Consider the following 25,229-nt stretch of genomic DNA (forward strand, 5'->3'; position numbering starts at 1 on the left):
TTTATAGCCATTAGAAGCAAAAATAATACCAATCAAATACCAATGAAAACAACTTCTACCGGCAAGATAAATAAATCAGAACAGACGAGCTGCTATTTATTCCCGGATTAAAGACGATCCGGTTGCGCGACGGATATTCTAAGGCAGAATCAACCTGAAAAAGCTTTTTTATCATCATAAAAAGATGGTAACGATTTGTTATCAAAAAGTTGTTTTTTACAAAATGTAGTAATATTATCTTGCTAAAACAGTAAGATAACAGACATAAGCTTTATTTATCTTAACCAGTCTATAACATCACTTTTTAGTTTACATAGCGGCGGTCGGCTAATAGAATCGAGATGGAATAGCAGACAGTATTGGGCCAAAAGCAATCTCAATAATATTGCCCTGCCGTATACTTACTTTTCATATATAGAGACACTGCGCATGAAAGAGCATTTCGTCGCGGGCCTTTGCATGAATCTGTTGGCGTCTGCCCAACGGCAAAAGGCCGCGAACAACCCACCGGTGGATGTGATCCTTATCGGCGGCGGGGTCATGAGCGCCACGCTGGGCGCCCTTCTCAAGGAGCTTGAGCCCGACTGGACTATTCAACTGTATGAACGCCTGGATAAAATAGCGGAAGAGAGTTCAAACGGCTGGAATAATGCCGGCACCGGCCACGCGGCGTACTGCGAGCTGAATTACACTCCGGAACGGGCAGATGGCTCTATTGATATTTCCAAAGCGGTTTCTGTCAACGAGTCTTTTGAAGTTTCCCGCCAATTCTGGTCCTACCTGGTTAAAAACCGGCGGGTGGGCGCACCGGAAACCTTTATAAATAATGTCCCGCATATGAGTTTTGTCTGGGGCGAAGAAGATGTGAATTTCCTGCGCAAGCGCTATGAGACATTACAGCAAAGCACGCTGTTTCATGGCATGGAATATACGGAAGACAGCCATGTGATTAAACAGTGGGCGCCCATGATTATGGAGGGCCGCGAACCTTTTCAAAAAGTGGCGGCCACCCGGATGGCAATGGGCACCGACGTCAATTTCGGCGAATTGACCCGCCAGATGTTGGCGTCGCTGGCGCAACGGGATGGGTTCGATTTGCACCTCAAGCATGAGGTGGTGAATATTACGCGCGGAGAAGACGCGACATGGGAGATTACCGTCGCCGATTTGAACAACGACGGCAAACGCTCGAGCGTCCGCGCCCGCCATGTGTTTATCGGCGCCGGCGGTGCGGCCCTGACGCTATTGCAAAAATCGGGCATTCCGGCGGCGCGGGGTTATGCCGGTTTTCCGGTGGGGGGCAAATTTCTGGTTACCACCCGGCCCGATATCGTTGATCACCATCTGGCAAAAGTGTATGGAAAAGCCTCGGTTGGCGCCCCGCCGATGTCGGTGCCGCATATCGATACCCGAATGCTGGATGGAGAACGTTCCCTGTTGTTCGGGCCTTATGCCACTTTCAGCAGTAAATTCCTGAAACGGGGATCCTGGTTCGATCTGTTTTCCTCGCTGAACCGGCATAATCTGCTGCCGATGTTCCGCGTCGGTTGGGATAATCTGAATCTGCTGCGTTATCTGATAAGCCAGGCGCTGATGTCGGATAAAAATCGCCTGGCGGCATTGCAGGCTTATTATCCCGAGGCCCGGTTGGAGGACTGGCAATTAATCGATGCCGGCCAGCGGGTACAGATCATCAAAAAAGATCGGGTCAAGGGGGGCATTCTACAGTTCGGCACCGAGATGGTCAGCGCGAACGACGGCTCGCTGTCGGCGTTGCTCGGGGCATCGCCGGGGGCGTCCACCGCCGCGCCAATCATGCTGGAATTGATGAACAGCATGTTTAAGGACCGCGCGGCATCGCCGGCCTGGCGTGACAAATTGCAAGAGATCATCCCATCCTATGGACGGCCCCTAAGCGGCGATGCGGAGTTGACCAACCGGATCCACGCCTATACCAGCCGCCTGCTGCACCTGAACTATGCAGAAGCCGGACAGCCGGGGGCAACCGATACATGGGGAACGCTGCCCAAGGTTATCTGAATCGGTCGGTGATATTTGTGCCGGTGGGGGTGTTCCTCTGCTGAAACCCGCCTTGGCGATCATAGATTGCGATCGCCGCCGAAGGTTTAATACTTCGTGGTTTATCTTCCTATAACATTGTTTATTATCTTAATGGCGTTACCCGTTACGACGCGATAAAACGATGAAGGCATATCATGAAGGCTAACCATGAATAGCACCCGTCCGACCCATCAGGAAGCGGCCTCGTTTTCATCCCTGGCCGTTGTTTTATCACGGCGTGACTGGGAAAATCCCGTCAGCACGCATTACCGGCGATTGCCCGCCCATCCCCCCTTCCACAGTTGGCGCGACGAAGATGGCGCACGGAGGGATCTCGACTCTCCCAGCCTTCTCTCCCTGGACGGTGAATGGCGTTTTTACTATTTCAAGGAACTGCACGCCGTACCGGAAAGCTGGCTGCAAGAAGATCTGGCGGATGACAAGGGGATAACCGTCCCCTCCAACTGGCAAATGGCCGGCTACGATTTGCCCATCTATACCAATGTAAAATATCCCATCCCGGTGGACCCGCCGCGGGTGCCGGAGCTCAACCCCACCGGTTGTTATTCCCGTGACATCACCGTGCCTGACCAGTGGCTGAACCAGGGGCGGACCCGCATTATCTTTAACGGCGTGAATTCGGCGTTTTATCTCTGGTGCAACGGCCTGTGGGTAGGGTATTCCCAGGACAGCCGGCTGCCGGCGGAATTCGATCTCAGCGGCTACCTGCAAAGCGGCCATAACCGGCTGTGCGTCATGGTGCTGCGCTGGTGCGACGGCAGTTACCTGGAAGATCAGGATATGTGGCGCATGAGCGGCATTTTCCGCTCCGTATCCCTGTTGCACAAACCGGCGACGGGATTTCATGATATCTGTATACGCACCCGGCTGGACGCGTTATATACCGACGCCGTGCTGGATGTCGCCGTCGCACTCACGCCGCCGGATGCCAAGTTAAGCGGTTATAGCCTGGGTGTCTCATTATGGTGGGGCGATGAAAATATCGCCGAGCGCCGGGTGCCGTTCGGATCCCAGATTATCGATGAGCGGGGACGATACCCGGAGCGGGTCGATATCCATATGCCCATACCGGCGCCACGCTTATGGAGCGCTGAAATTCCGCATCTCCACCGTGCGGTGGTGACATTGCGAGATGCAACGGGCGCGATCCTTGAGGTGGAAGCCTACGACGTGGGGTTCCGGCAGGTGGAAATCAAAGACGGCCTGTTGCAGCTTAACGGCAAACCCTTGCTGATTCGCGGCGTTAATCGCCATGAGCATCATCCGGCCCGGGGCCAGGTGATGGATGCCGAGAGCATGCGGCAAGATATCCTGTTGATGAAACAGAATAACTTTAACGCGGTGCGCTGCTCTCATTATCCCAATACCCCGTTATGGTATCGCCTGTGCGACCATTATGGCCTGTATGTGGTGGACGAGGCCAATATTGAGACCCACGGGATGGAACCCATGAATCGGCTGTCGGACGATCCGGTATGGTTCCCGGCATTTAGCGAACGGGTGAGCCGCATGGTGCAGTGCAACGGCAACCATGCCAGTATCATCATCTGGTCCCTGGGCAACGAATCGGGCCACGGCGCAACCCATGACGCCCTTTATCAATGGGTCAAATCCCGGGATCCCGGCCGCCCGGTACAATATGAAGGCGGCGGTGCCGATACCCGCGCTACGGATATTATTTGTCCAATGTATGCGCGGGTGGACGAGGATCAACCCTTCCCGGCGGTGCCGAAATGGTCGATAAAAAAATGGATAAGCCTGCCCAACGAGCGGCGTCCGTTGATCCTGTGTGAATACGCCCATGCCATGGGCAACAGCCTGGGCAACTTCGCCGACTACTGGCGGGCCTTTCGTGAGTATCCCCGCCTGCAGGGTGGCTTCATTTGGGACTGGGCGGATCAGGCCCTTGAACGCACCGACGACCAGGGCCTGACCTATTGGGCCTACGGAGGCGACTTCGGCGACCGGCCCAACGATCGCCAGTTCTGCCTCAACGGCGTGGTTTTCCCCGATCGCACGCCGCACCCAGCGCTGGTCGAAGCGAAAAAACAGCAACAGTTTTTTCAGTTCCGCCTGCTGGAAACAAAGCCGTTACGTATTGAAGTGGCCAGCGAATACCTGTTCCGCCACTGCGATAACGAGGTGCTGCACTGGTCGCTGGAGCTGGACGGTACCCCGCTGCGGCACGGGGAAGCTCCCCTGACACTCGCTCCCGGACAAACAGCCGAGCTGACGCTTGCTGATACTCTGCCGCCGTTGAACGGTGAAGGCCAAATCTATTTGCAGGTGCGCATCCTGCAACCGGCCGAAACCCCCTGGTCTCCCGCCGGACACTGCGTCGCCTGGGAGCAATGGCCGCTGCCCTATGAATGTTTATCAGCCCAGATCCCGGAGTCCAAGGCAGGCGAAGCCCCTCGCCTGCACGAAAGCGAAGGCGAGTATTTCGTTTGCCATCGGCAACAACGCTGGAAGCTGGATAAACACAGCGGCTGGCTGAGCCAGTGGTACATCGACGAGCAGCCGGGCTTGCTGTCCCCGTTAACCGACCAGTTCGTGCGCGCGCCGCTGGATAACGATATCGGCATTAGCGAGGTGGACCATATCGATCCCCATGCCTGGGCGGAACGCTGGAAAGCCGCCGGCCTGTTTGATCTTGAACACCGCTGCCTGTCTCTTGAGGCCGAACAGCTGTCGGATCGGGTTATTTTTCGGGCCGTACACGGCTATTTCCGTGAAGACAACCTGCTGATACGAAGCGTTTGGCATATCACCGTTGATAATAGCGGGCAGTTGGAAACCGATATCCAGGTAACGCCGTCCGTCAACCTGCCGCCACTGCCGCGAGTCGGCGCGGTCTGTCAGCTGTATGGCGAAGTGAAAGAAGTGAGCTGGCTGGGGTTGGGGCCCCATGAAAACTATCCGGACCGGTGCACTGGGGCGCGTTTCTCTCTTTGGCGCCTGCCCCTAGAGCAGATGCACACTCCCTATATCTTTCCCAGTGAAAACGGCCTGCGCTGCTTTACCCGCCGGCTGGAACTGGGGGATTGGCATATCAGCGGTCATTTCCATTTTTCCGTCGGCCCGTACAGCACCGGGCAATTGACCCGAACCACGCACCGGCATCTGCTGCAACCGGAGCCAGGGGTATGGCTGAACCTGGACTGCCGTCATATGGGGGTGGGGGGCGATGATTCCTGGAGCCCGAGCGTACACGAAAAGTACCTGCTAAAAGACAGGGAATACCGTTATTCCTTACGCTTCCGGCGAGACTTCGTCCTCCACCAGGCTGCAGGTACAACCAGCGGCTAATATAGTTGTTTTTGTACAGGTTAACGATTGACATCGAGACCGGTTTATCGCTACCGTCTCTCTACGTCCATTGCCCAGCATAACATTGGCGTCCGAACCACTGGAACAGGCTTTTAACCGGAGAGGTTTACATGCCGGCCAATAACGTCACAATTATTCGGTCTATCGCGCTTAAAGATAAAGACAAGTGGAAACAGCTGTGGCGCCGTTATCTCAGTTTCTACTCCACCATACGCGATGATGCGCTATACGATTATACCTTCCAGCGCCTGGTGGATGACAGCCATCCGGCCATGTTTGCCTTTGTGGCGGAAAGCCAGGGACAGATTGTGGGATTGGTAAATTGTATTGTGCATGAGAGCGGCTGGTGCCAGGAACCGGTGGTTTATTTGCAGGATCTTTATGTGGATGAGAGTATGCGTGGTAAGGGCATCGGTCGGTTATTAATTGAGAAAGTCTATTCCCACGCGGATAAAACCGGCAAGGCCGGCGTTTACTGGATGACCCAAACCAACAACCAGACCGCTATGGCGTTATACGATAAAATCGCCAGGAAGACCGATTTCATCAAATATCAGCGTTAATTCGCAATAACCCGGTCTCAGCCCCGCTCCGTACCACTGCTTTTTCCTTTTTGCGCCATTTTTATGCCAATAGCGGAACTACAGCGCCATGGAGCACCCATCATAAAGCACTATATCGCGGAGTGACGCGTTTTTTGGAGATCAGCCCATCGCCATGGGGGCAAAAATAGTCCACCGCGCCGCAGGCCATCAGCACTTCCAATGGTTTACCGCAATCCGGGCACAACACTTCCTGCTTAAAACGGCCCTGACAGGACGGGCAGTAAAAATCCGCCTCCTGCCGTTGGAGTTCATGCTGGCAAACCGGACATTTTTGATCCATTTTTATTCCTTAAGCGGGCTTTGCGGTTTATATAAAGCTATCAAAGGATGTTAGCCCGTTTTGGGACGAAAAAAGGCACCGCCCATGCGCTGCGAGATGAAACGCGCTTGTCGCCGTGATGTTTACCTCCACAGAACTCTTTTGCAGCGGCAAAAAGCGGACAACAGGCCCGTTTAAGGGCCTGAGTGGGCTTACTTGCTTTTTTTGATATGGCTCATCAGCCGCTTACGCTTACGCATCTGATTGGGCGTCAAGGTGTTATGTTTGCCGGCGAACGGATTAGCCCCTTCATTGAACTGAATACGGATCGGCGTGCCCATGATTTCCAGCGAGCGTCGAAAGTAATTCATCAGATAGCGTTTATAGGAATCCGGTAAATGTTTCACCTGGGTGCCGTGAATAACCACGATGGGGGGATTATAGCCACCGGCATGGGCATATTTCGGCTTTACCCGGCGTCCGCGCACCAGCGGCGGTTGATGCTCTTCGATGGCCATTTGCATGATGTTGGTGAGCATGGAGGTGCTGATGCGTTTGGTGGAACAGCGGTAGGCTTCGTTAATGGATTCAAACAGGTTGCCCACGCCGCTTCCGTGTAGGGCGGAAATAAAATGTACCCGGGCAAAATCGATAAAGCCCAGGCGCATATCCAACGTCTCCTTGACTTCATCGCGGATTTCCTGCGACAGACCATCCCATTTGTTCACCGCAATGACCAGTGAGCGCCCACTATTCAGGATAAAACCCAACAGAGAAAGATCCTGATCGGAAATACCTTCCCGTGCATCAATGACCAGCAACACCACGTTGGCGTCTTCAATAGCCTGCAACGTCTTGATAACGGAAAATTTTTCCACCGTTTCGGTTATTTTGCCGCGTTTGCGCACGCCGGCGGTGTCGATGAGGATATATTCCCGCTCATCCCGCACCATGGGAATATAAATACTGTCACGGGTGGTGCCAGGCATATCAAAAACCACCACGCGGTCTTCCCCCAGTATCCGGTTAGTCAGTGTGGACTTACCGACATTGGGACGACCGACAATGGCCAGCTTAATCGGCAGGGATTGGGGATCAAAGGCTTCTTCCTCTTCGTCTTCGGGAATCCCCTCTTCATCTTCCGGCCAGGGCTCCTGGCCCGGGTACTCCACTACCACTTCGTCTTTTTCTTCCACCACCAGCGGCGACAGGGCATCTTCCAGCATGCTGTTGACACCGCGGCCGTGGGACGCGGCGATGGCATAAACCTCACCCAGGCCGAGGGAGTAAAAATCACCCACCGCGCTGTCGGCATCTATGCCGTCGGTTTTATTGGCCACCACCAGCGTGGTTTTTTTCCGGCTGCGCAGGTGCTTGGCGATGCCTTCATCCGCAGGCATCAATCCGGCGCGGCCGTCCACCATGAACAGCACAATATCGGCTTCTTCAATGGCCACCAGCGATTGCCCGGCCATGCGAGTTTCAACCCCTTCTTCGTTGCCGTCGATACCGCCGGTATCCACAACAATAAATTCGTGGCCTTCCCATTCCGCACGACCATACTTGCGGTCACGCGTCAGCCCCGGGAAATCCGCCACCAACGCATCGCGAGTATGCGTTAACCGATTGAACAGGGTGGATTTTCCTACATTGGGGCGCCCAACCAGCGCGACGACAGGTATCATTGTTACAACCTCATAAGGTAATAAAGTATTTCAGCACGAAATTGGGCTGATTATATAAGACAAAACGGCTCCTGAACACGTCAGGAGCCGTTGATAACCCGCAAACTGAGAAACAGACGGGCAAAAACCTATTTTTTAGCGGGTAAAGGCGTAAACCTCACCGCCGTTGGCCTGTACCAACAATTTACCGCCGGCAACCACGGGTTTGCTCTGCAAGCCGGAGCTGTCCACTTTATTCTGCGCCACGAAACGCCCGTCGTCAGTATTTACCCAATGCAGATAACCTTGCGAGTCGCCCGCCACCAAATAACCGTCGAACAAAACCGGTGATGTCAGGTTACGGTGCAGCAGTTCGCTTTGCGTCCACAGGGTGACGCCGCCCTGAATATCCAGCGCCAGGACCCGATCATCCTGGTCCACCACATAAATCCGGTTGCCGTCCACAATCAGATCGTTAACCGAACCGACTTCACGCTTCCAGGCAATCTGGCCGGAACGCAGATCCAATGCGGCCAAATTACCGTTGTAAGCCAGGGCGTACACCATGTTATTGGCCACCACCGGCGAGGTGTTCACATCACCCAGTCGGGCGATTTCCGTCGCGCCGGTGGTTTGTGAAATGCGCTGCTGCCAAATCATCTGGCCCTGCGCCAGCATGATGGCGCTGACACGGCCGTTGTCGCCGCCGACAATCGCCGCGCCGAAGGCGGTGACCGGTGCGGACTCGCCCCGTAGGGTCAACGGCGGCATATCCAGGTTTGCAGTCCATTTTATTGAGCCGTCGGTCTGGTTGAGGGCTTGCAGCATGCCGTTGCCGGTATGAATCAGCACCAGGCCGTCGCTGATAACCGGCGTCGAGACGGCTTCGCCGGCGACTTTCGTCTGCCAGGCCACCGTGCCGTCGTCGGCGCTCAGGGCGTATACCACCGCCTTTTCGCTACCGACATAGACACGATTGTCCGCCACCGATAAACCGCCGGATAATAATGCCGGCAGGTTACTGGACAAAAAGCCGGTTTTTTCCGACAGATCCACCGACCAGATTTCCTTGCCGGTATCAATATCCAACGCTTTCACCGTACCGTGACGATCCGCAGCGAATACGCGGTTATCTTGCCAGGCCGGGTGAAGATTGGAATAAAATTCGCCGGTACCGTTCCCGACCGATTTACTCCAGACTTCGGTCGGCTGGAACTGATTGTCCACTTTAGGCAGCGGTGACATGACGACCACATCCTCTTCACCGCTAAACCACGAACAGCCACTAAGCAAAGCTAATGAAATCAGTCCGACGAAACATGTTTTACGCAATTGCATGGGGTCCCTCTTAGCTGGACAAGTTATTCAGTTTCATGCGCAACAAGGCTTGTAATGCCTGCGGCGGATTCGCTTTAAGCGCTTTGTCATAAGCGTCCCGCGCCGCTTGGTTATTACCCTTGATCAGCTGGGCGTCGCCGCGGATATCATCCGCCAGCGCCGACCAGGCTGCAGGTTTAACGCCGGCCAGGGTCGTGAGCGCGCCGTCCACGTTTTTCCCTTGAAGCTGAACACGAGCCAGACGGAGATTAATCAACGACTGAAGATTTTCTTCTTTAGTCTGGGTTAAGGATTTCTTCAGTTGTCGTTCCGCGGTGGTGAAATCACCTTTTTCCGCATAAAAACGTGCCAAATCCATAGAGGTCAAGGCACCATAGTTATTGTTATTACTGTCGGCAAACTTCTGCGCGGCGTCGACCCGCTGCTGGTCCGCATCGCTGGTGAGCGCCGTGTTGACCTGCTGCCAGGAGGCCGACGATTTCATCATCGAATCGTTTTGATGGTTGTGCCAATAACGCCAGCCCACCAACGCGGCGATACCGATAATCACGCCGATAACCAGCGCCTTACCGTTATCCGCAAAAAACCGCACCAGCGCTTCGCGCTGTTCGTTTTCCGAGCTGTAAACTTCCACGTGGTCCTTCTCCTTAACCTAAAATCGATGCCAGCCGTGCAGCCACATCACTTTGCGCCAGCGTTTCCTGGGCGCCGGTGGCCAGATCTTTCACCACCACCTGCTGCGCGGCCACTTCGTTCTCTCCCAAAACCAAGGCCAACCGTGCACCCCATTTGTCGGCTCGGCCGAACTGCTTCTTGAAATTACCGCCGCCGTAGTTGGTCATCAACCGCAGGGCGGGCAAAGCGTCGCGGAGGTTTTCCGCCAAGGCCATCGCCGCGCTCAGGGTTGCCTCGCCGGAGGATATCAGATAGACATCCACCGTCGGCCGAGGTTTAAAGTCCGGATTCGCCGCCTGCACCAGCAGTACCAAACGCTCCAGACCCATGGCGAAACCCACCGCCGGAGTGGCGCGTCCGCCCAGCTGTTCCACCAATCCGTCGTAGCGTCCGCCGCCGCACACCGTCCCCTGCGAACCGAGGCTGGCGGTCACCCACTCGAAAACCGTGCGGTTATAGTAGTCCAGGCCGCGAACCAAACTCGGATTAACCGTATATGGGATACCTGCCTGCTCTAAAAGTTCACACAAGCCGGCAAAGTGTTTACGGGACTCTTCATCAAGATAATCGGTTAATACCGGCGCATCCTTCAGCAAAAGCTGAATATCTTCGTTTTTGGTATCAAGAACACGTAATGGATTGACATACATACGACGGCGGCAGTCGTCGTCCAGCCTCTCCTGATGCTGTTCCAAAAAGGCAACCAGCGCGTCGCGATAATCGGCGCGCGCTTCAAGAGAACCGATGGAGTTCAGCTCAAGGGCCACATGTTTGTCGATACCCAGCGCCCGCCACCAGCGGGCGGTAAGGAGAATCAGCTCCGCATCAATATCCGGCCCCTGCAGGCCGAACACCTCAGCGCCGAGCTGGTGAAACTGACGATAACGGCCTTTTTGCGGGCGTTCATGCCGGAACATCGGCCCAATGTACCACAGGCGCTGTTCCTGGTTGTAAAGCAAGCCGTGTTCAATGCCGGCGCGGACACAACCCGCCGTACCTTCCGGCCGCAACGTCAGGCTATCGCCGTTGCGATCCTCGAAGGTATACATCTCTTTTTCCACAACATCGGTCACTTCACCGATAGCGCGTTTAAACAAAGGAGTTTGTTCAACGATCGGTAACCGGATTTCACTGTAGCCGTAGCCGGCCAGTACATCCTTCAATATGCCTTCGATACGCTGCCACACTGCCGTTTCTTCCGGCAAATAGTCGTTCATGCCGCGAATGGCCTGGATGTTGTTCGCCATGTCGATTCTCTTTAGTTATATACCCGTCATACTTCAAGTTGCAGGTGCGTTGGCTTTCCTCGCTCACCCTAGTCACTTACTTGAGTAAGCTCCTGGGGGATTCGCTGCGTCGCCGCCTTCCTGCAACTCGAATTATTTAGGGTAAAGCATTACTTATCAATCAAATTAACGACAATGCGATTGCTGTCATCAAGCATGGCCGCCTTGGCGCGGATTTTTGCTTCCAACTGATCGATCATCTGTTCGTTATCGAAGCGGTCCCGCTGGCGTACGCCGTCTTCATAAAAACCGCTTTTATTGTGGCCGCCGGTGACGCCGATGGTCGACACCAGCGCCTCCCCCGGACCGTTAACCACACAGCCGATAATGGACACATCCATTGGGGTGACGATATCTTCCAGCCGCTGTTCTAAGGCATTGACCGTGCCGATGACATCGAACTCCTGGCGCGAGCAGGTGGGACAAGCAATGAAGTTTATGCCGCGGGCGCGGATCCGTAGGGATTTAAGAATATCGAATCCCACTTTGACCTCCTCCACCGGGTCGGCCGCCAGCGAGATCCGCAGGGTATCGCCGATACCTTCACTGAGCAGCAGGCCTAGGCCGATGGCGGATTTTACCGCGCCGCTGCGCGCGCCGCCCGCTTCGGTGATCCCCAGATGCAGGGGCTGGTCGATGCGCGCCGCCAGCAAACGGTAGGATTCAACCGCCAGGAATACATCCGAGGCTTTGACACTGACTTTAAACTGGTGGAAATTGAGGCGATCCAGGATGTCCACATGGCGCATGGCGGATTCGAGCAGGGCTTCCGGCGTGGGTTCGCCATATTTCTCCTGGATGTCACGCTCCAGCGAACCGGCGTTGACGCCGATGCGTATGGGAATATTTTTATCGCGGGCGCAGTCAACCACTGATCGAATACGCGCTTCGCTGCCGATATTGCCCGGATTAATCCGCAGGCAGTCAACCCCGAACTCGGCCACTTTCAGCGCGATGCGATAGTCAAAGTGGATATCCGCTACCAGCGGAACGCCGACCTGCTGTTTTATCAGGCGGAAAGCGTCCGCCGCATCCATGGTCGGCACGGAAACACGGACAATATCGACACCCACACGCTCCAGCGCCTGAATTTGCCGCACCGTCGCCGCAACATCGGTGGTGCGGGTATTAGTCATCGATTGTACGGCGATAGGCGCCCCGTCACCAATCGGCACCTTGCCGACATAGATCCGAGTAGATTTCCGGCGCTTAATGGGTGCGTTATTATGCATTACATTCTCTCCATAATTGCTCAATGCAGCCTAATTAGCGGCTATGGTGAGTCGTGCAACCTGGTTTGACCTGACATAACGGCTTAAATCCACCGGCTTGCCTTGATATTGGATAGTGACCGCCGCAGGCGCGCCGATTTTTAATTTAAACGGTGCCTGCCCGGCCAGATTAAGCTTGCCGCCGGGACGCTGCGTACCGCTGAACAGCTTTTTACCGGTGGCGTCGGAGACTTCCAACCAGCAATCGGCGGTGAAATTCATGACCAAGCCGTTGGTGCCGGCCTCGCCTTCAGTTGCCGCCGGAGCCGGAGCTGCAGGCTGCGGCGGGGTTGCCGAAGAAGTCGACACGGCCGTCGGCGCGTTATTTTGCGCCGTCGCCGGTGAGGTCGCGCCATTGGCATTGGCGCCGTTATCGGCGGGCGCCGCTGCCGTACCCGGCTGGGCCGGTGTGGCAGACGGGGTGCTGCCCGTGGCGGCGGCATCGCTGCCGTGGGACTGATCCGCCGTCACTTGGCCCGCATCATCGCCGCCGGTATTATCGTCGCCGGCTTGGCCGCCGGAAGCGGTATTGTCATTATCACCGCCTCCCTGGTTTAGCCGCGTGGAGGATTGACCGGCCATATCGGAGATATCCTTTTGCTGCGCCTGGTGGTTTTGCCACCACCATGCGCCGGTCAGGCCTATCACCACGAACAAAATGAGCCAGGTAAATCCCATTAACCAGCCGTCCCGCTTTTTGCGGGTTTTTCCGAGGGCGAAGGTCTGCATCGGCGCGACCTTCGAGGCTCGGACCGGCGCCTGTTTCGCCATCATCGGCAAAATTTCTTCTTCGGAAACGTGAACCAACCGGGCATAGGAGCGGATATAACCCCGCAAGAAGGTCGAGGCCAGATTGGGATTGGCTCTATCCTCCTCTATTTCCTTCACGGTAGTGACCTTCAGGCATAGCCTTTCGGCCACGGCCTGCTGGCTGAGTCCCATTTGTTCACGGGCCTGACGCAGGCGTCCGCCTGTCGTTGTTGATGCTGTCTGATCTTGGAGGGCTTCAGTATTCATTAGCTAGGAACTGCTGGTACTGTTTAGATTGTGGAAAACTTCGCGCAAGCCGTGTGCCATAACGTTGAACGTCATTGTGGCGTCCCGCTAACGCAGCGAAACGAATCTGTAACCATAAACTTTCAGCACTTGCCGGAAGAATATGCTGATAAACATCCAATAATTGTTGTGCTTTATCGCCTTTCCCTTCACTGAATTGCCGATTTGATTCCGCCAGCAACGTTACGCCCTTTTCCGGGTCGTATTTCAGCGCTCGACCGAGTAATATCCGCGCCTCATCGTTTTGACCGGCTTTGAAAAAACAATAACCGGCATTTTCCAGACTATCGGCAACCTGCCCATAATCCGTTGACTGTGCCGCCGCAGCAAACTGTTGTTGCGCCGATACATACTGCCCTAAACTACATAAAAACGCACCGTAATTATTCAGTACCGTGGCGTTTTGCGGTGCCAATTTCAGCGCCAGGTTATAACGGTTCTGCGCGGCGTCATTTTCGCCGACCCGTTGTTCATAAAGCGCCATGCCCAACTGGGTGCGGTAATCCGCGGGCGCGCCTTTTACCGCCTTGTCGAGATTTTGCCGCGCCGCATCCAATTTATTGGCCGCCAGGTATTCCATACCCAACTGCAGCCGGGTTTGAGACGACTTCGATGATATCTCGGTATCATGTCTGTCACCAGCGCATCCATTCAATAACCCAAATAGCAATAATACTCCAGTTAACCGTCTCAGCGTCATGCCTGTTCCCTTTTATCCTCTGAAGATTCGGTTAATTTCAGTCACCGCCGGTCCGGCGGCGATTTATCACAAGGTTCTCACCGCGATAGGCTCCCCGGCCATACGCTTATTCAGGGTGCGTTTGGTACGGTCAATCACGTCCCCGGCCAACTGCCCGCAGGCGGCATCAATATCGTCACCCCGGGTTTTTCGCACGATGGTGGTAAAACCATAATCCATTAATACCTTGGAGAAACGATCGACCCGGCTATTGGAGCTGCGTCCGTAGGGTGCTCCCGGGAAGGGGTTCCAGGGAATCAGGTTAATCTTGCAGGGGGTGTCTTTCAAACACTCCGCCAGCTGATGCGCGTGTTCCGTACCGTCGTTGATATGATCCAGCATGACATACTCCACCGTCACCCGTCCCTGGTTGGCATTGGATTTATCCAGGTAGCGGCGGACCGACGCCAGGAACATCTCGATATTGTATTTTTTGTTGATGGGGACGATTTCGTCGCGGATGGCGTCGGTAGGGGCATGCAGCGAAATGGCCAACGCCACGTCAATCATGTCGCCCAATTTGTCCAGTGCAGGCACCACACCCGAGGTGGACAGGGTGACGCGGCGTTTTGACAGGCCAAAGCCAAAATCGTCCAGCATGATTTCCATGGCCGGCACCACGTTGGACAGGTTGAGCAGCGGTTCGCCCATGCCCATCATCACCACATTGGTGATAGGCCGCTGGCCGGTGACCTTGGCGGCACCGATAATCTTCGCCGCGCGCCAGACCTGGCCGATGATTTCGGACACCCGGAGGTTACGGTTGAATCCCTGCTGGCCGGTGGAGCAGAACGTACATTGAAGAGCGCAGCCCACTTGGGAGGAGACACACAGCGTGGCGCGATCCTCTTCAGGGATGTAAACGGTTTCTACCTGCTGATCGCCGACTTTAATCGCCCATTTGATGGTGCCGTCGCTGGAACGCTGCTCGCTGGCCACTTCCGGCGCGCGAATTTCGGTCAATGCTTTTAATTTGCCGCGCAAATTCTTATTGATATCGGTCATCTGATCAAAATCGTCGCTGCAATAGTGATACATCCACTTCATGACCTGATCCGCACGAAAGGGTTTTTCGCCCAGGCCGAGGAAAAATTCGCGCATCTGCTGGCGATTCATATCCAGCAAATTCAGCTTTTGGTTGAGGGATGCGGGCTCGGCGAGTTCCACCGCCACTGGCGGTATTTCAGGTACATATTGCTCTGACATTGTGATGAAGGCCTCGTTATTACACGTTATGGCGCGGAAAAGATAAAGAAATGCCCCGTCCGAGTGCGTATTACCACCTCATCCGGGGCGCATTGGGTATAGATTTTAGCGCAGAGCGGCGCTGCTTAAAAGCAGCAGTCCCGCTTTTTTATCTATAGTGCGGCGGCGATTAGCGCGCGCGGGGACAAATTTCATCTTCGCTGAAGAAATAAGCGATCTCACGCGCGGCGGATTCATGGGCATCGGAACCATGCACGGCATTTTCCGTCAGGCTGTCGGCATAGTCGCTGCGCAGCGTGCCGGCCAGGGCATTGGCCGGGTTGGTGGCGCCCATGATTTCACGGTTGCGGCGCACGGCATCTTCACCTTCCAGAACCTGGACCATTACCGGACCGGAGATCATGAACCCCACCAGCCCGTCATAAAAAGGTTTTCCCCGATGCTCGGCATAAAAGCCTTCGGCCTGCTCGCGGGTCAACTGCAGCATTTTAGCGGCAATAATCTTCAAGCCGGCGCTTTCGAAGCGCCCATAAATGGCGCCGATGACATTCTTTGCCACCGCATTGGGTTTCACGATGGAAAAAGTACGCTCTATCGTCATAAAGACCTCTTTGTAACAAATTAATAAATGGCCGAGTTAATCGTTTGTTGTGTCGACCTGTTCAAGTGGCGCAAATTATAGGGATCGTATAGGCTTTTGCCTATCAGAAATGCAACATTCCATTAAAAAATATTTAGCTTATTCCCTACTTTTCAAGGGGCTATTCTATTTTCCATAAAAAAAAGTTTTATACCAGCGCAAATTACGTGCAAATCGCTCAAAAATTAAATTCCGTCCGGTGAGTCCTCTCCTGAGCAATGCCCTTGTCCGCAGGATAAAAATCATCGACAATGCCTCATCTTATGGGCCGCGCCGGTTAAATGACCCGCCGCGGCGCAACCACGGAGCACCGTTATGACCTCTTCGCTGTTTGTCTCCCCGGCCTGGCTGCAGGCCCATATTCACGATCCTTCGCTTCGGGTTTTGGATGCTCGTATGTTGCCGCCCGGTTACCAGGGGCCGCGCGATTTGCGGGTGGAGTATCTGGCGGAGCACCTGCCGGAAGCAGTGATGTTCGATATCGAGGCCTTGTCCGATAGTCACAGCGCGCTTCCGCACATGCTGACCTCCGCCGGGACGTTCGCCGCCGCCATGGAGTCGCTTGGGGTGGGCGATAGGCAGCATCTGGTGGTGTATGATGACGGTTCGCTGTTTTCCGCTCCCCGAGCCTGGTGGATGCTGCATGTCATTGCCGGTGTGGAGCAGGTCTCGTTGCTGGCGGGCGGGCTGGCGGGTTGGCAACGGGCCGGTCTGCCCCTGGCCGAGGGACCGGTGGTCCCGGCCCCGCGGACCTTCCGTCCCCGCATGGCGGAGGGGCAGGTGAAAAGCCTGGCGGATATCCGCCGGATTATCGCCGACCGCTCGGCGCAGATAGTTGATGCCCGCCCCGCCGCCCGGTTCAGCGGCCAGGCGCCGGAGCCGCGGCCCGGTCTGCATCGCGGCCATATTCCCGGCAGTTGCAATCTGCCGTGGAGTGAACTGGTACGGGACGGGGAGCTGAAAACCCCGGAAGAACTGCAATCGCTGTTAAAGCAGGCGGGAATCGATACCGGCAGGCCTCTGGTGGCCAGCTGCGGTTCGGGGGTCACCGCGGCGGTGGCTGTACTGGCGCTCACCGCGCTGGGCGTGGATGACGTGGCGCTCTATGACGGTTCATGGAGCGAATGGGGCGGTCGCGACGATGTGCCTATTGCGGCCGGCCCTCAGGACTGATTCCCTTCCCGCAGGGTCCGCAGCCAACTGCCCCATTTACGCTCATAGAACGGCTGGATGTGGTGGATAAAATAATGACTGATGCCCGGTTCGTCCTCCCCCACAAGGCAAAGGTCCACCGGCTGTTCGTCGGGAGCGGTGTCTGTCGCCACCTGTCCCGCCGCTTCGATAGCGGCCTCGGCATCCCCCTCGCATTCCAACCCAATCAGCCAATGCGGCGGATCCTCGGGTTCGTCGCGAATCTGCACCATAAAAGCCCGGCGGACCTGTTTGTAATCGGCGAATAGCCTGGTGAGGGAATTAACCATCTGCGCCGGTTTTTGCTCAGTATCAGTGAGCGAGAAACGCATCTCGCCCTCGAGGATTTCACGCTCGGTAAGGGCATCGCCGCCGTTCATCATCAGGGCGGCAATTTCATCCGGCCCAAAAGACTTGCCGTAAGGCAGCTTTGGGTTCAGGAACAGTTCCGCCCCCGCCGTCATGGCGAACAGCGTCCGGGTGGGCAGCGCCATAAACGGCTGGGGTTCGGTGACCGCCTGTTGCAGCGCTTCCATTGAGGTAAAAAACGGAATGGCGGTGGTGCCGTCCGGTTTTTCCCAATGTTGCAGATTAACCGGTTGCTCGCCGTCCTGGCGGGCCGCTCCGGCTATCCAGCCGTCGCCGGCATCCCCCAGCACAAAAACCGTCGATTCCATCAGCAGGCGAAAAAAAGCCGGCCGGTGGGCCGGTTCGCCGGCCGCCTGTTTGAGGGCAATATCCAGCGCATTCACCTGAGCCGCATTATTTTGAGTCATGATATTCTCCGTTAATCTTGACGTCCCCGTTACCGGCGCCTTTCATCCATGGCGCAGACCCGAGACGTGTTGTCCCGAGCGGCAATAGATTGAACACACCGGCACATCGGTTCATGGACAAAAAAGATTATTCGGCCGCCTGTGACAGTAGCAGATTAGCCAGAGTACGTACCCCCAACCCGGTGGCGCCGGCGGACCATTGATCCACCGCGCTCTTGCGGTAGGTGGCTGAACAGTCGATATGCAGCCAGCCCTGCCGGTAGTTTTCCACAAAATGGGACAGGAAAGCCGCCGCCGTGCTGGCACCGGCGGTATATGACGCCCCCGCCACATTGCTGAGATCGGCAAAGTTGGACGGCAATTGGGAACGGTGGAACTCCGCCAGCGGCAGGCGCCAGAAAGGCTCGTTTTCCTGCTCGGCGCTCTGTAGCAGTGATTGGGCCAAGACATCGTCAAAGCTGAACAACGCGTGGTAATCATTGCCCAAGGCGGTTTTAGCCGCGCCGGTCAAGGTCGCGCAATCGATAATGATGCGGGGTTTTTTCGACGAGGCGTCGATAAGGCCGTCCGCCAGCACCAGCCGGCCCTCGGCATCGGTATTCATGACTTCCACGCTTTTACCGTTGCGATAGCGGATGATATCGCCCAGCTTGAACGCGTTGCCGCTGACCATGTTGTCTGCGCAACACAGATACAGGCGCACGCGTTTTTTCAGACCGCGGGCGATGGCCAGGGCCAATGCGCCGGTGACGGTGGCCGCGCCGCCCATATCGGATTTCATCGAATCCATGAAGCTGCTGCCTTTCAGGCTGTAGCCGCCGCTGTCGAAGGTGATACCCTTGCCCACCAGGCATGCCAACACCGGTTCATCCGGGTTGCCGCTCGGGTTGTAGTCCAGGGAGAGCAGAACCGGCTGCCTTTCCGATCCGCGACCGACGCTATGGATGCCCATATAGTTGTTCTCGCGCAGATCCTCGGCCTTGGTGATACGGTAATTGATGTCGCTTGAAACGTGGCACATGATATCCACCGCGCGCTGGGCCAACTGCTCCGGACCCAATTCTTCCGCCGGGGTATTGATGGTATGGCGCACCCAGTCGATCACTTTCAGCCGGTTATCCAGCTCTTGTCGGGCGTCGTTCGCCAATTCCGGCCAGTCGATGGTCCGTTGTCCTTTCGGCCCCCGGTAGCCCTGCCAGAAAGACCAGCAGCGTTCAAGATCCCAACCGTCGCCTTCCAGGCGGACATGTTTCACGCCCTGCCCGTCAATTTTACGTGCCCCGCGCTGGATTTCCATCAGCGCATTCTCGCCGGTCAGGTGAAGGGTCATTCCCCGATCGTTGGCACTCAACAGCGTTTTTTCGCCCCAACGGGGATCCGCCGCTACCGTTGATAGCGTGACCGGCATCGCTTCAGTTGTCATGCTATGACTCCTATAATAGTTGTTTGTGTGAGGCAATTCTGTACGTATCCGGTACAGTGACAAATTCTCTCGCCCACTTCCGGGCACCGCTTTCAATTGCTTGCCAAGTGCCCCGCCTCATTGACTTGGCAGGATAAGGCCCGCCGATGGTCTCTAAAGCTAATGACAATGGGATGACATTCAGCAGCAACTTCCCGCAATCGGGCTTATTGCCCGCTAAAATATCGGCTTAACGGCATATTGCGCAAGAGGAAGTCAGGGTTTTTATCGGCATTTTCCCGCTTACCGGCAGTCCGGGCAGGTATCATCCGATGCTTTTCCCGCCGCGACAGTACAAGCCTTCGACCCGGTGCAGGCATAAAACGTGAAGGGTTAGCGCCGGGTCCATTCGATGCTGCCGGTGTCCACGCCCTGCTTGAACATTGCCCACTGCGGGGAGAGTTCACGCAGGCGGCCGATGGCTTGATGTACCTGCTGGATGGCGTAGTCGATTTCCTCGGCGGTGGTAAAACGCCCGAGGGAAAAACGAATGGAACTGTGCGCCAGCTCGTCATCCAATCCCAGCGCGCGCAGCACGTAGGAAGGCTCCAGGCTGGCGGAAGTGCAGGCGGATCCGGATGACACCGCCAGGTCTTTCAGCGCCATGATAAGGGATTCGCCATCCACATAGTTGAAGCTGACATTGAGAATATTCGGCGCGCCCCGCTCCAGGCAGCCGTTGAGATAAACCTCTTTCATATCCTTGATGCCGTTCCATAACCTGTCGCGCAGCGACCGCAGACGCGGCACCTCAATGGACATCTCTTCCCTGGCGATGCGGTACGCTTCGCCCATGCCGACGATTTGGTGCACCGGCAGGGTGCCGGAGCGCATGCCGCGTTCATGGCCGCCGCCGTGCATCTGCGCCTCGATACGCACCCGGGGCTTACGGCGGACATACAGTGCGCCGATACCTTTGGGTCCGTAGATCTTATGGGCGGTAAAGGACATCAAATCCACCTGCAGCTCGGTGAGATCGATAGGGAGCTTGCCGACGCTCTGGGTGGCATCCACATGAAAAATAATGCCACGGCTGCGGCACATTTCACCGATGGCCGCGATATCCTGCACCACGCCGATTTCATTATTGACGTGCATGACGGATACCAGGACGGTATCGTCGCGCATCGCACCCGCCAACTGTTGCAAATCGAGAAGGCCGTTGCGCTGCGGCGAGAGATAGGTGACGTCGAATCCTTCGTTTTCCAACTGGGAACAGGTATCCAGCACGGCTTTATGTTCCGTTTTGCTGGTAATGATGTGTTTGCCTTTGTCCCGGTTAAAATGGGCCGCGCCTTTTATCGCCAGGTTGTCCGATTCGGTGGCGCCGGAGGTAAACACGATTTCACGCGGGTCCGCACCCACCAGCTCCGCGATGTGATTGCGCGCAATATCTACCGCTTCCTCCGCCTGCCACCCGAAACGGTGAGAACGGGAAGCCGGGTTGCCAAAAATACCGTCCAGGGTCAAAAACTGCATCATTTTTTCGGCAACCCGAGGATCGGCCGGTGTGGTGGCCGAATAATCCAGATAAATCGGTAATTTCATTGCTATTACGCTCCGTACATTACTTCAAACTATGCCAGATGCCGTATTTCTGCTTATGCGCGCAGATTAACATTAATGGTTTCTTGTATGCGCCCGTTTGTGGCGGTGCGGCGGGTATCGTTATCTTGCCTGTCGGCCACATCCAGGATTTCTTCGTTCTGCACCAGTTCGGCCAGGGAAATATTATTGAGAAAATCGCTGATGCGCACGCTGAGATCACGCCATAATGTGTGGGTCAGGCAGCGATCGCCGTTCTGGCAGCCTTCTTTGCCCTGGCAACGGGTGGCGTCCACCGATTCATCCACGGCGGTGATAATGGCGCCGACGGCGATTTGATCCGCCGCTTTACCCAGCAGATAACCGCCGCCGGGACCGCGTACGCTGGCAACCAGATCATTTTTACGCAAACGAGAAAAGAGTTGTTCGAGGTAAGAGAGGGAGATACCCTGGCGTTCGGAGATTTCCGCCAGTGGAACGGGCCCTTCTTGTGAATGCAGTGCAACGTCAAGCATGGCGGTAACCGCATAACGGCCTTTAGAAGTAAGTCTCATGATAATAATTCCCGTTTGGTGAAATATGTCAAAAGTCTGCCATTCCTGAGTAATTTAGTCAACTATTTAACCAACCAATTTACTCAAGTATTACCCGCGATCCGACTTCATCGATTGAGCAAAGTCTTATCCGGGATCCGACTCGTTTTTTACCACCGGCGGATGTTCTATCGAGGTCAGGATGCCGCGCAGGATATGCAGTTCCTGGCTTTCCGGACGGGCGCGGACAAACAGCCGGCGCAGCTTGTTCATCACCTGGCCGGGATGTGCCGCCCGGATAAAGCCGGTGCGGATCAACACCTGTTCCAGATGCTGGTAAAACCGCTCCAGTTCATCCGCCAGCGGGTAAGGGGACGCTTCATCATGGGCCGGCGCGACGGCATTCTGCCCTTCCAGGTAGGCCACACGGATCTCATAGGCCAGGATTTGCACCGCCATCGCCAGATTCAGCGAGCTGTATTCCGGGTTGGCGGGGATCATCACGTGAAAATGGCATTTCTGCAGCTCTTCGTTGGTCAGGCCTACGCGCTCGCGGCCGAAAAGCAGCGCCACCGGCGCGTGCTCGCTGGCCTCGACGCTTTTAACGCCGCATTCCCGGGGTTCCAGCATCGGCCAGGGCAAGGTGCGGGAGCGCGCGCTGGTACCCACCACCAGGCCGCAACCGGCCAGCGCCTCGTCGAGACTGTCGACTATGGTGGCGTTGCCGATGATATCGCTGGCGCCGGCGGAAAGGGCAATAGCCTGTGAATCGGGTTTGGTCAACGGGTTAACCAGATAAAGATTACTCAACCCCATGGTTTTCATGGCCCGGGCGGCGGACCCGATATTGCCGGTATGGGATGTTTCAACCAGAACAACGCGAATATTGTGCAGCATAGTCTTTCAAAGCTAATGGGAAAGTGGGCAATATGTTATCACAATCGTAGGTTTTTTACCGAAGCTCTGCTATACTCCGCGCCGTTTTAGTTCTTTAACATCTTAGTGGACGATATCCATGCATCCGATGCTTAACATCGCCATTCGCGCTGCGCGAAAGGCGGGTAATTTAATAGCCAAACATTATGAAACTCCTGATGCCGTCGAAGCCAGCCAGAAAGGCGACAACGATTTTGTGACCAACGTCGATCGCGAAGCGGAACGGCTGATCATCGAGGTAATTCGTAAATCCTACCCGCAGCACACCGTTATCAGCGAAGAGTGCGGTGAACTGACCGGCGAGGATCAGGACGTACAATGGATAATCGACCCACTGGATGGCACCACCAATTTCATCAAACACCTCCCCCATTTCGCCGTTTCCATTGCCGTGCGCATTAAAGGCCGTACCGAAGTGGCGGTGGTGTATGATCCCATGCGCAACGAACTCTTTACCTCCTCTCGCGGCCAGGGCACCCAGTTGAACGGTTACCGCCTGCGCGGCAGCACCGCCCGCGATCTGGATGGAACCATTCTGGCCACCGGTTTCCCTTTTAAGGCCAAGCAGCATGCGGCTACCTATATCAACCTGCTGGGCAAACTGTTTACCCAATGCGCCGATTTCCGCCGCAGCGGCTCCGCCGCGCTGGATCTGGCCTATGTGGCGGCCGGACGGGTGGACGGCTTCTTCGAAATCGGACTGAAACCCTGGGATTACGCCGGCGGTGATTTGCTGGTGCGCGAAGCCGGCGGCCTGGTAACCGATTTTGTCGGCGGCCATGACTATTGGCAGTCCGGCAACCTGGTGGCGGGCAATCCCAGGGTGGTGAAAGCCATGCTTTCCAACATGCGTGACGAGCTCAGCGACGCGCTGCGGCGCTAACATCAGCCCTTAATGGCTGAACGGCCTGACAGCGCCCATAAGCAGCGGCTGGGCGCTGATATAGAGTACCACCCCGGCGGCAATCAGCAGCAAACCGCCGGCCAGCGATAATGTTGCCCAGGCAACACCGGCCGATGCCCCCGGAGTATGGCGTCGGGTGAGATTTTCGGCAACCCGGCGGCTGAAAAACACCAGAAAAGCCAGCGTGAGCAGGGTCATCGATGTCCCGGCGGCCATCACCAGCGCGGACACCATCCCCCAGCCGTAAACCCCTATCACTTTGGCGAACAGCAATACCAGCACCGCGCCTGAACAGGGACGAAATCCCATCGCCAACACCACCGCCACGCGGGTTCGCCAGCCCGCGGCTACCTGTAGCGCCGATTCATCCGGCAGATGGTGGTGCCCGCAACCACAATCCGCTGGATGATCCGGGCTGGCCGGGGGTAACGAAAAACGCTGCCGCGCCGCCAGGGGCGGATAAGCCAAGCCGGCCCGGTACTGACGCCCCGCCGTTAAAGGTTCGTCCGCCACATAGCGCAGTGACGTGATGGACCCGAAATATCGCTGCCCCCCGTGCCTGAAACGCCGGATGATATCACGCAGTTTCAGCAATGCCCGCCGGCATAACAGCGCCCCCAGAAAAGCCACCAGAACATAACTGCTCTTTTCCAGCCAGAACTCCCCCAGATGCAGTACACGGGAAGAAAGGTGCAGCCCCACCAAGACCACGCTCACCAGAATAATAGCCATGCCTCCTTGCAGCAGGGATGCCGCCAGCGTCATGGCGATACTGAGTTTCAATCTGGATGGATGGGTAGCCAGATAGGTGGTGAGCACAACTTTGCCGTGGCCCGGTCCCACCGCGTGCAATACACCGTAAACCAGACTGAACAGCAGCAGCGATAAACCGGCCCGCCCCGGGTCTTGCCGGACCTGATAGAGCAGTTGCGCCAAATGCTGGTGCAGTTGCTCCTGCCATACCACGCTTTTCAACAGGATCATCGGCCAGTAGGCGACCAGGTAGCGTATCGCCGTCAATGCGGCGAACAGAAACAGCCAAAACGGCCAGAGCCCCGCCAACCAATAGCGTACATTGCGGGAGCCTGGCCCGGAAGCGGTCATCAGTGACATTGCAGTTGCACCTGTTGCGCGAATTGTTTGCCCAGGCTGGTATCCATCCCCTTCGAACCGGGATTATCCAGCGAGAGCGCGTAGGCCTGCAGGGAGGGATTGGGCTTGGGAGTCATCAAGGTCAGCTTACAGCCCGCGGACAGCGCGGCGGGCAAGGTAATGGCGGTCTCGTCATGATAGGTCATATCGACAAAATAGGTGGGATCATAGGTCGAGAACTGGATGGGGCCGCCCGCCAGCAGCGGCGGATGAGCCAGGGGCAATACGAACATCAAGACCGCCTTTTGTCCGTTGCGGTACAAATGGTACTCCGCCGGCATATCCTCAAATTTAACCCGCTGTCCGTCTCGATATACCTCGGTAAAATAGTGCTGGCCCAGCACATTGGCCATCACTTGCGCCGCCAGCTTTTTCCAGGCCACCGAATCCGGCTTGGCATTGGCATCGTCATAAAAGACATCGGCGGACGTGATTTCATCCATGGTCCAGGTCATCTTGAAGCCGCTGAGATGGTTATCCCGGCTGATGATTTCAGTTTTCATATCAATAAAGCTGTGGGGATGAGCGAACGCCCCCTGGCTTATACCCAGGGTAAGCCCCAGCAAAAGCAGCCATGGC

At 56.0% G+C, this 25,229-nt stretch carries 22 protein-coding genes; 5 read left to right on the forward strand and 17 right to left on the reverse strand.

The annotated features are described in order from the left end of the window. Window positions 1-429 precede the first annotated feature (429 nt). The 3 genes from mqo to HB631_RS04710 all read left to right on the forward strand — a co-directional run bounded on the left by mqo (window position 430) and on the right by HB631_RS04710 (window position 5,975). Window positions 430-2,040, forward strand: a complete 1,611-nt coding sequence (gene mqo, locus HB631_RS04700) for a malate dehydrogenase (quinone) (protein WP_213989978.1) — start codon at window positions 430-432, stop codon at window positions 2,038-2,040. A gap of 189 nt (window positions 2,041-2,229) precedes the next feature. After that, the gene (locus HB631_RS04705) at window positions 2,230-5,391 is read left to right on the forward strand and encodes a beta-galactosidase (RefSeq protein ID WP_213989979.1); all 3,162 of its coding nucleotides are present in this window, start codon (window positions 2,230-2,232) and stop codon (window positions 5,389-5,391) included. Between the two features lie 131 nt (window positions 5,392-5,522). Next, the gene (locus tag HB631_RS04710) at window positions 5,523-5,975 is read left to right on the forward strand and encodes a GNAT family N-acetyltransferase (protein WP_213989980.1); all 453 of its coding nucleotides are present in this window, start codon (window positions 5,523-5,525) and stop codon (window positions 5,973-5,975) included. A gap of 100 nt (window positions 5,976-6,075) precedes the next feature. On the opposite strand, the gene HB631_RS04715 is transcribed toward HB631_RS04710, so the two are convergent. The 10 genes from HB631_RS04715 to ndk all read right to left on the reverse strand — a co-directional run bounded on the left by HB631_RS04715 (window position 6,076) and on the right by ndk (window position 16,112). Continuing rightward, entirely contained in the window at window positions 6,076-6,297 is a 222-nt protein-coding gene (locus HB631_RS04715; RefSeq protein WP_213989981.1) for a zinc ribbon domain-containing protein, read from the reverse strand. 191 nt (window positions 6,298-6,488) lie between these two features. Beyond that, window positions 6,489-7,961, reverse strand: coding sequence for a ribosome biogenesis GTPase Der (gene der, locus HB631_RS04720; RefSeq protein ID WP_213989982.1), 1,473 nt, complete (start codon window positions 7,959-7,961; stop codon window positions 6,489-6,491). Between the two features lie 135 nt (window positions 7,962-8,096). After that, window positions 8,097-9,278 (reverse strand): outer membrane protein assembly factor BamB, encoded by a 1,182-nt coding sequence (gene bamB, locus HB631_RS04725; protein WP_213989983.1) that lies wholly within the window; start codon window positions 9,276-9,278, stop codon window positions 8,097-8,099. A 10-nt stretch (window positions 9,279-9,288) separates the two neighbouring features. Continuing rightward, a complete protein-coding gene (locus tag HB631_RS04730; protein ID WP_213989984.1) occupies window positions 9,289-9,912 on the reverse strand; it encodes a tetratricopeptide repeat protein in 624 nt (207 codons plus the stop codon). 13 nt (window positions 9,913-9,925) lie between these two features. Next, the gene (gene hisS, locus HB631_RS04735) at window positions 9,926-11,200 is read right to left on the reverse strand and encodes a histidine--tRNA ligase (protein WP_213989985.1); all 1,275 of its coding nucleotides are present in this window, start codon (window positions 11,198-11,200) and stop codon (window positions 9,926-9,928) included. A 149-nt stretch (window positions 11,201-11,349) separates the two neighbouring features. Next, window positions 11,350-12,471, reverse strand: coding sequence for a flavodoxin-dependent (E)-4-hydroxy-3-methylbut-2-enyl-diphosphate synthase (ispG, locus tag HB631_RS04740; protein ID WP_213989986.1), 1,122 nt, complete (start codon window positions 12,469-12,471; stop codon window positions 11,350-11,352). 30 nt (window positions 12,472-12,501) lie between these two features. After that, a complete protein-coding gene (gene rodZ / locus HB631_RS04745; RefSeq protein ID WP_213989987.1) occupies window positions 12,502-13,527 on the reverse strand; it encodes a cytoskeleton protein RodZ in 1,026 nt (341 codons plus the stop codon). Beyond that, window positions 13,517-14,266, reverse strand: a complete 750-nt coding sequence (gene pilW / locus HB631_RS04750) for a type IV pilus biogenesis/stability protein PilW (RefSeq protein ID WP_213989988.1) — start codon at window positions 14,264-14,266, stop codon at window positions 13,517-13,519. Before pilW ends, rodZ begins: the two co-directional genes overlap by 11 nt. 66 nt (window positions 14,267-14,332) lie before the next feature. After that, entirely contained in the window at window positions 14,333-15,511 is a 1,179-nt protein-coding gene (locus HB631_RS04755; RefSeq protein ID WP_213989989.1) for a bifunctional tRNA (adenosine(37)-C2)-methyltransferase TrmG/ribosomal RNA large subunit methyltransferase RlmN, read from the reverse strand. 169 nt (window positions 15,512-15,680) lie between these two features. Further along, window positions 15,681-16,112 carry a nucleoside-diphosphate kinase gene (gene ndk / locus HB631_RS04760; RefSeq protein WP_213989990.1) on the reverse strand — a complete coding sequence of 144 codons (432 nt, stop codon included), beginning with the start codon at window positions 16,110-16,112 and terminating at the stop codon, window positions 15,681-15,683. Between the two features lie 354 nt (window positions 16,113-16,466). On the opposite strand from ndk, the gene sseA reads away from it, so the two are divergent. Beyond that, a complete protein-coding gene (sseA, locus tag HB631_RS04765; RefSeq protein WP_213989991.1) occupies window positions 16,467-17,324 on the forward strand; it encodes a 3-mercaptopyruvate sulfurtransferase in 858 nt (285 codons plus the stop codon). On the opposite strand, the gene sseB is transcribed toward sseA, so the two are convergent. The 5 genes from sseB to trmJ all read right to left on the reverse strand — a co-directional run bounded on the left by sseB (window position 17,315) and on the right by trmJ (window position 22,555). Further along, window positions 17,315-18,118, reverse strand: coding sequence for an enhanced serine sensitivity protein SseB (sseB, locus tag HB631_RS04770; RefSeq protein WP_213989992.1), 804 nt, complete (start codon window positions 18,116-18,118; stop codon window positions 17,315-17,317). The two genes, sseA and sseB, sit on opposite strands and share 10 nt — an antisense overlap. 127 nt (window positions 18,119-18,245) lie before the next feature. Beyond that, window positions 18,246-19,541, reverse strand: a complete 1,296-nt coding sequence (gene pepB, locus HB631_RS04775; protein WP_213989993.1) for an aminopeptidase PepB — start codon at window positions 19,539-19,541, stop codon at window positions 18,246-18,248. A gap of 372 nt (window positions 19,542-19,913) precedes the next feature. Then, window positions 19,914-21,128, reverse strand: a complete 1,215-nt coding sequence (locus HB631_RS04780; RefSeq protein WP_213989994.1) for an IscS subfamily cysteine desulfurase — start codon at window positions 21,126-21,128, stop codon at window positions 19,914-19,916. A 53-nt stretch (window positions 21,129-21,181) separates the two neighbouring features. Continuing rightward, entirely contained in the window at window positions 21,182-21,679 is a 498-nt protein-coding gene (iscR, locus tag HB631_RS04785; protein ID WP_213989995.1) for a Fe-S cluster assembly transcriptional regulator IscR, read from the reverse strand. A gap of 126 nt (window positions 21,680-21,805) precedes the next feature. Next, entirely contained in the window at window positions 21,806-22,555 is a 750-nt protein-coding gene (trmJ, locus tag HB631_RS04790; protein WP_213989996.1) for a tRNA (cytosine(32)/uridine(32)-2'-O)-methyltransferase TrmJ, read from the reverse strand. Window positions 22,556-22,673: 118 nt separating this feature from the next. Here trmJ and suhB point away from each other — a divergent pair, with 118 nt between their 5' ends. Further along, window positions 22,674-23,477, forward strand: coding sequence for an inositol-1-monophosphatase (gene suhB / locus HB631_RS04795; protein WP_213989997.1), 804 nt, complete (start codon window positions 22,674-22,676; stop codon window positions 23,475-23,477). Window positions 23,478-23,486: 9 nt separating this feature from the next. Here the strand turns inward: suhB and HB631_RS04800 are convergent, their stop codons facing one another. Together HB631_RS04800 and HB631_RS04805 are read right to left on the reverse strand one after the other, a co-directional pair. Beyond that, the gene (locus tag HB631_RS04800; RefSeq protein ID WP_213989998.1) at window positions 23,487-24,611 is read right to left on the reverse strand and encodes a nickel/cobalt transporter; all 1,125 of its coding nucleotides are present in this window, start codon (window positions 24,609-24,611) and stop codon (window positions 23,487-23,489) included. Next, window positions 24,602-25,222 (reverse strand): DUF1007 family protein, encoded by a 621-nt coding sequence (locus HB631_RS04805; protein ID WP_255556829.1) that lies wholly within the window; start codon window positions 25,220-25,222, stop codon window positions 24,602-24,604. Before HB631_RS04805 ends, HB631_RS04800 begins: the two co-directional genes overlap by 10 nt. Between the last annotated feature and the right edge of the window lie 7 nt (window positions 25,223-25,229).

Origin of the sequence: Sodalis sp. dw_96 (assembly GCF_018449575.1) — a bacterium.
In the GTDB taxonomy this organism is placed as follows: domain Bacteria; phylum Pseudomonadota; class Gammaproteobacteria; order Enterobacterales; family Enterobacteriaceae; genus Acerihabitans.

Bases quoted from the DNA above. Each gene is read 5' to 3' on its own strand.
- pilW (WP_213989988.1), bottom strand. From the start codon at position 14,266: ATGACGCTGAGACGGTTAACTGGAGTATTATTGCTATTTGGGTTATTG.
- trmJ (WP_213989996.1), bottom strand. From the start codon at position 22,555: ATGCTGCACAATATTCGCGTTGTTCTGGTTGAAACATCCCATACCGGC.
- hisS (WP_213989985.1), bottom strand. From the start codon at position 11,200: ATGGCGAACAACATCCAGGCCATTCGCGGCATGAACGACTATTTGCCG.
- HB631_RS04710 (WP_213989980.1), top strand. From the start codon at position 5,523: ATGCCGGCCAATAACGTCACAATTATTCGGTCTATCGCGCTTAAAGAT.
- rodZ (WP_213989987.1), bottom strand. From the start codon at position 13,527: ATGAATACTGAAGCCCTCCAAGATCAGACAGCATCAACAACGACAGGC.
- sseB (WP_213989992.1), bottom strand. From the start codon at position 18,118: ATGACTCAAAATAATGCGGCTCAGGTGAATGCGCTGGATATTGCCCTC.
- suhB (WP_213989997.1), top strand. From the start codon at position 22,674: ATGCATCCGATGCTTAACATCGCCATTCGCGCTGCGCGAAAGGCGGGT.
- mqo (WP_213989978.1), top strand. From the start codon at position 430: ATGAAAGAGCATTTCGTCGCGGGCCTTTGCATGAATCTGTTGGCGTCT.
- iscR (WP_213989995.1), bottom strand. From the start codon at position 21,679: ATGAGACTTACTTCTAAAGGCCGTTATGCGGTTACCGCCATGCTTGAC.
- sseA (WP_213989991.1), top strand. From the start codon at position 16,467: ATGACCTCTTCGCTGTTTGTCTCCCCGGCCTGGCTGCAGGCCCATATT.
- HB631_RS04715 (WP_213989981.1), bottom strand. From the start codon at position 6,297: ATGGATCAAAAATGTCCGGTTTGCCAGCATGAACTCCAACGGCAGGAG.
- HB631_RS04755 (WP_213989989.1), bottom strand. From the start codon at position 15,511: ATGTCAGAGCAATATGTACCTGAAATACCGCCAGTGGCGGTGGAACTC.
- HB631_RS04800 (WP_213989998.1), bottom strand. From the start codon at position 24,611: ATGTCACTGATGACCGCTTCCGGGCCAGGCTCCCGCAATGTACGCTAT.
- der (WP_213989982.1), bottom strand. From the start codon at position 7,961: ATGATACCTGTCGTCGCGCTGGTTGGGCGCCCCAATGTAGGAAAATCC.
- ispG (WP_213989986.1), bottom strand. From the start codon at position 12,471: ATGCATAATAACGCACCCATTAAGCGCCGGAAATCTACTCGGATCTAT.
- pepB (WP_213989993.1), bottom strand. From the start codon at position 19,541: ATGACAACTGAAGCGATGCCGGTCACGCTATCAACGGTAGCGGCGGAT.
- bamB (WP_213989983.1), bottom strand. From the start codon at position 9,278: ATGCAATTGCGTAAAACATGTTTCGTCGGACTGATTTCATTAGCTTTG.
- HB631_RS04780 (WP_213989994.1), bottom strand. From the start codon at position 21,128: ATGAAATTACCGATTTATCTGGATTATTCGGCCACCACACCGGCCGAT.
- HB631_RS04705 (WP_213989979.1), top strand. From the start codon at position 2,230: ATGAATAGCACCCGTCCGACCCATCAGGAAGCGGCCTCGTTTTCATCC.
- ndk (WP_213989990.1), bottom strand. From the start codon at position 16,112: ATGACGATAGAGCGTACTTTTTCCATCGTGAAACCCAATGCGGTGGCA.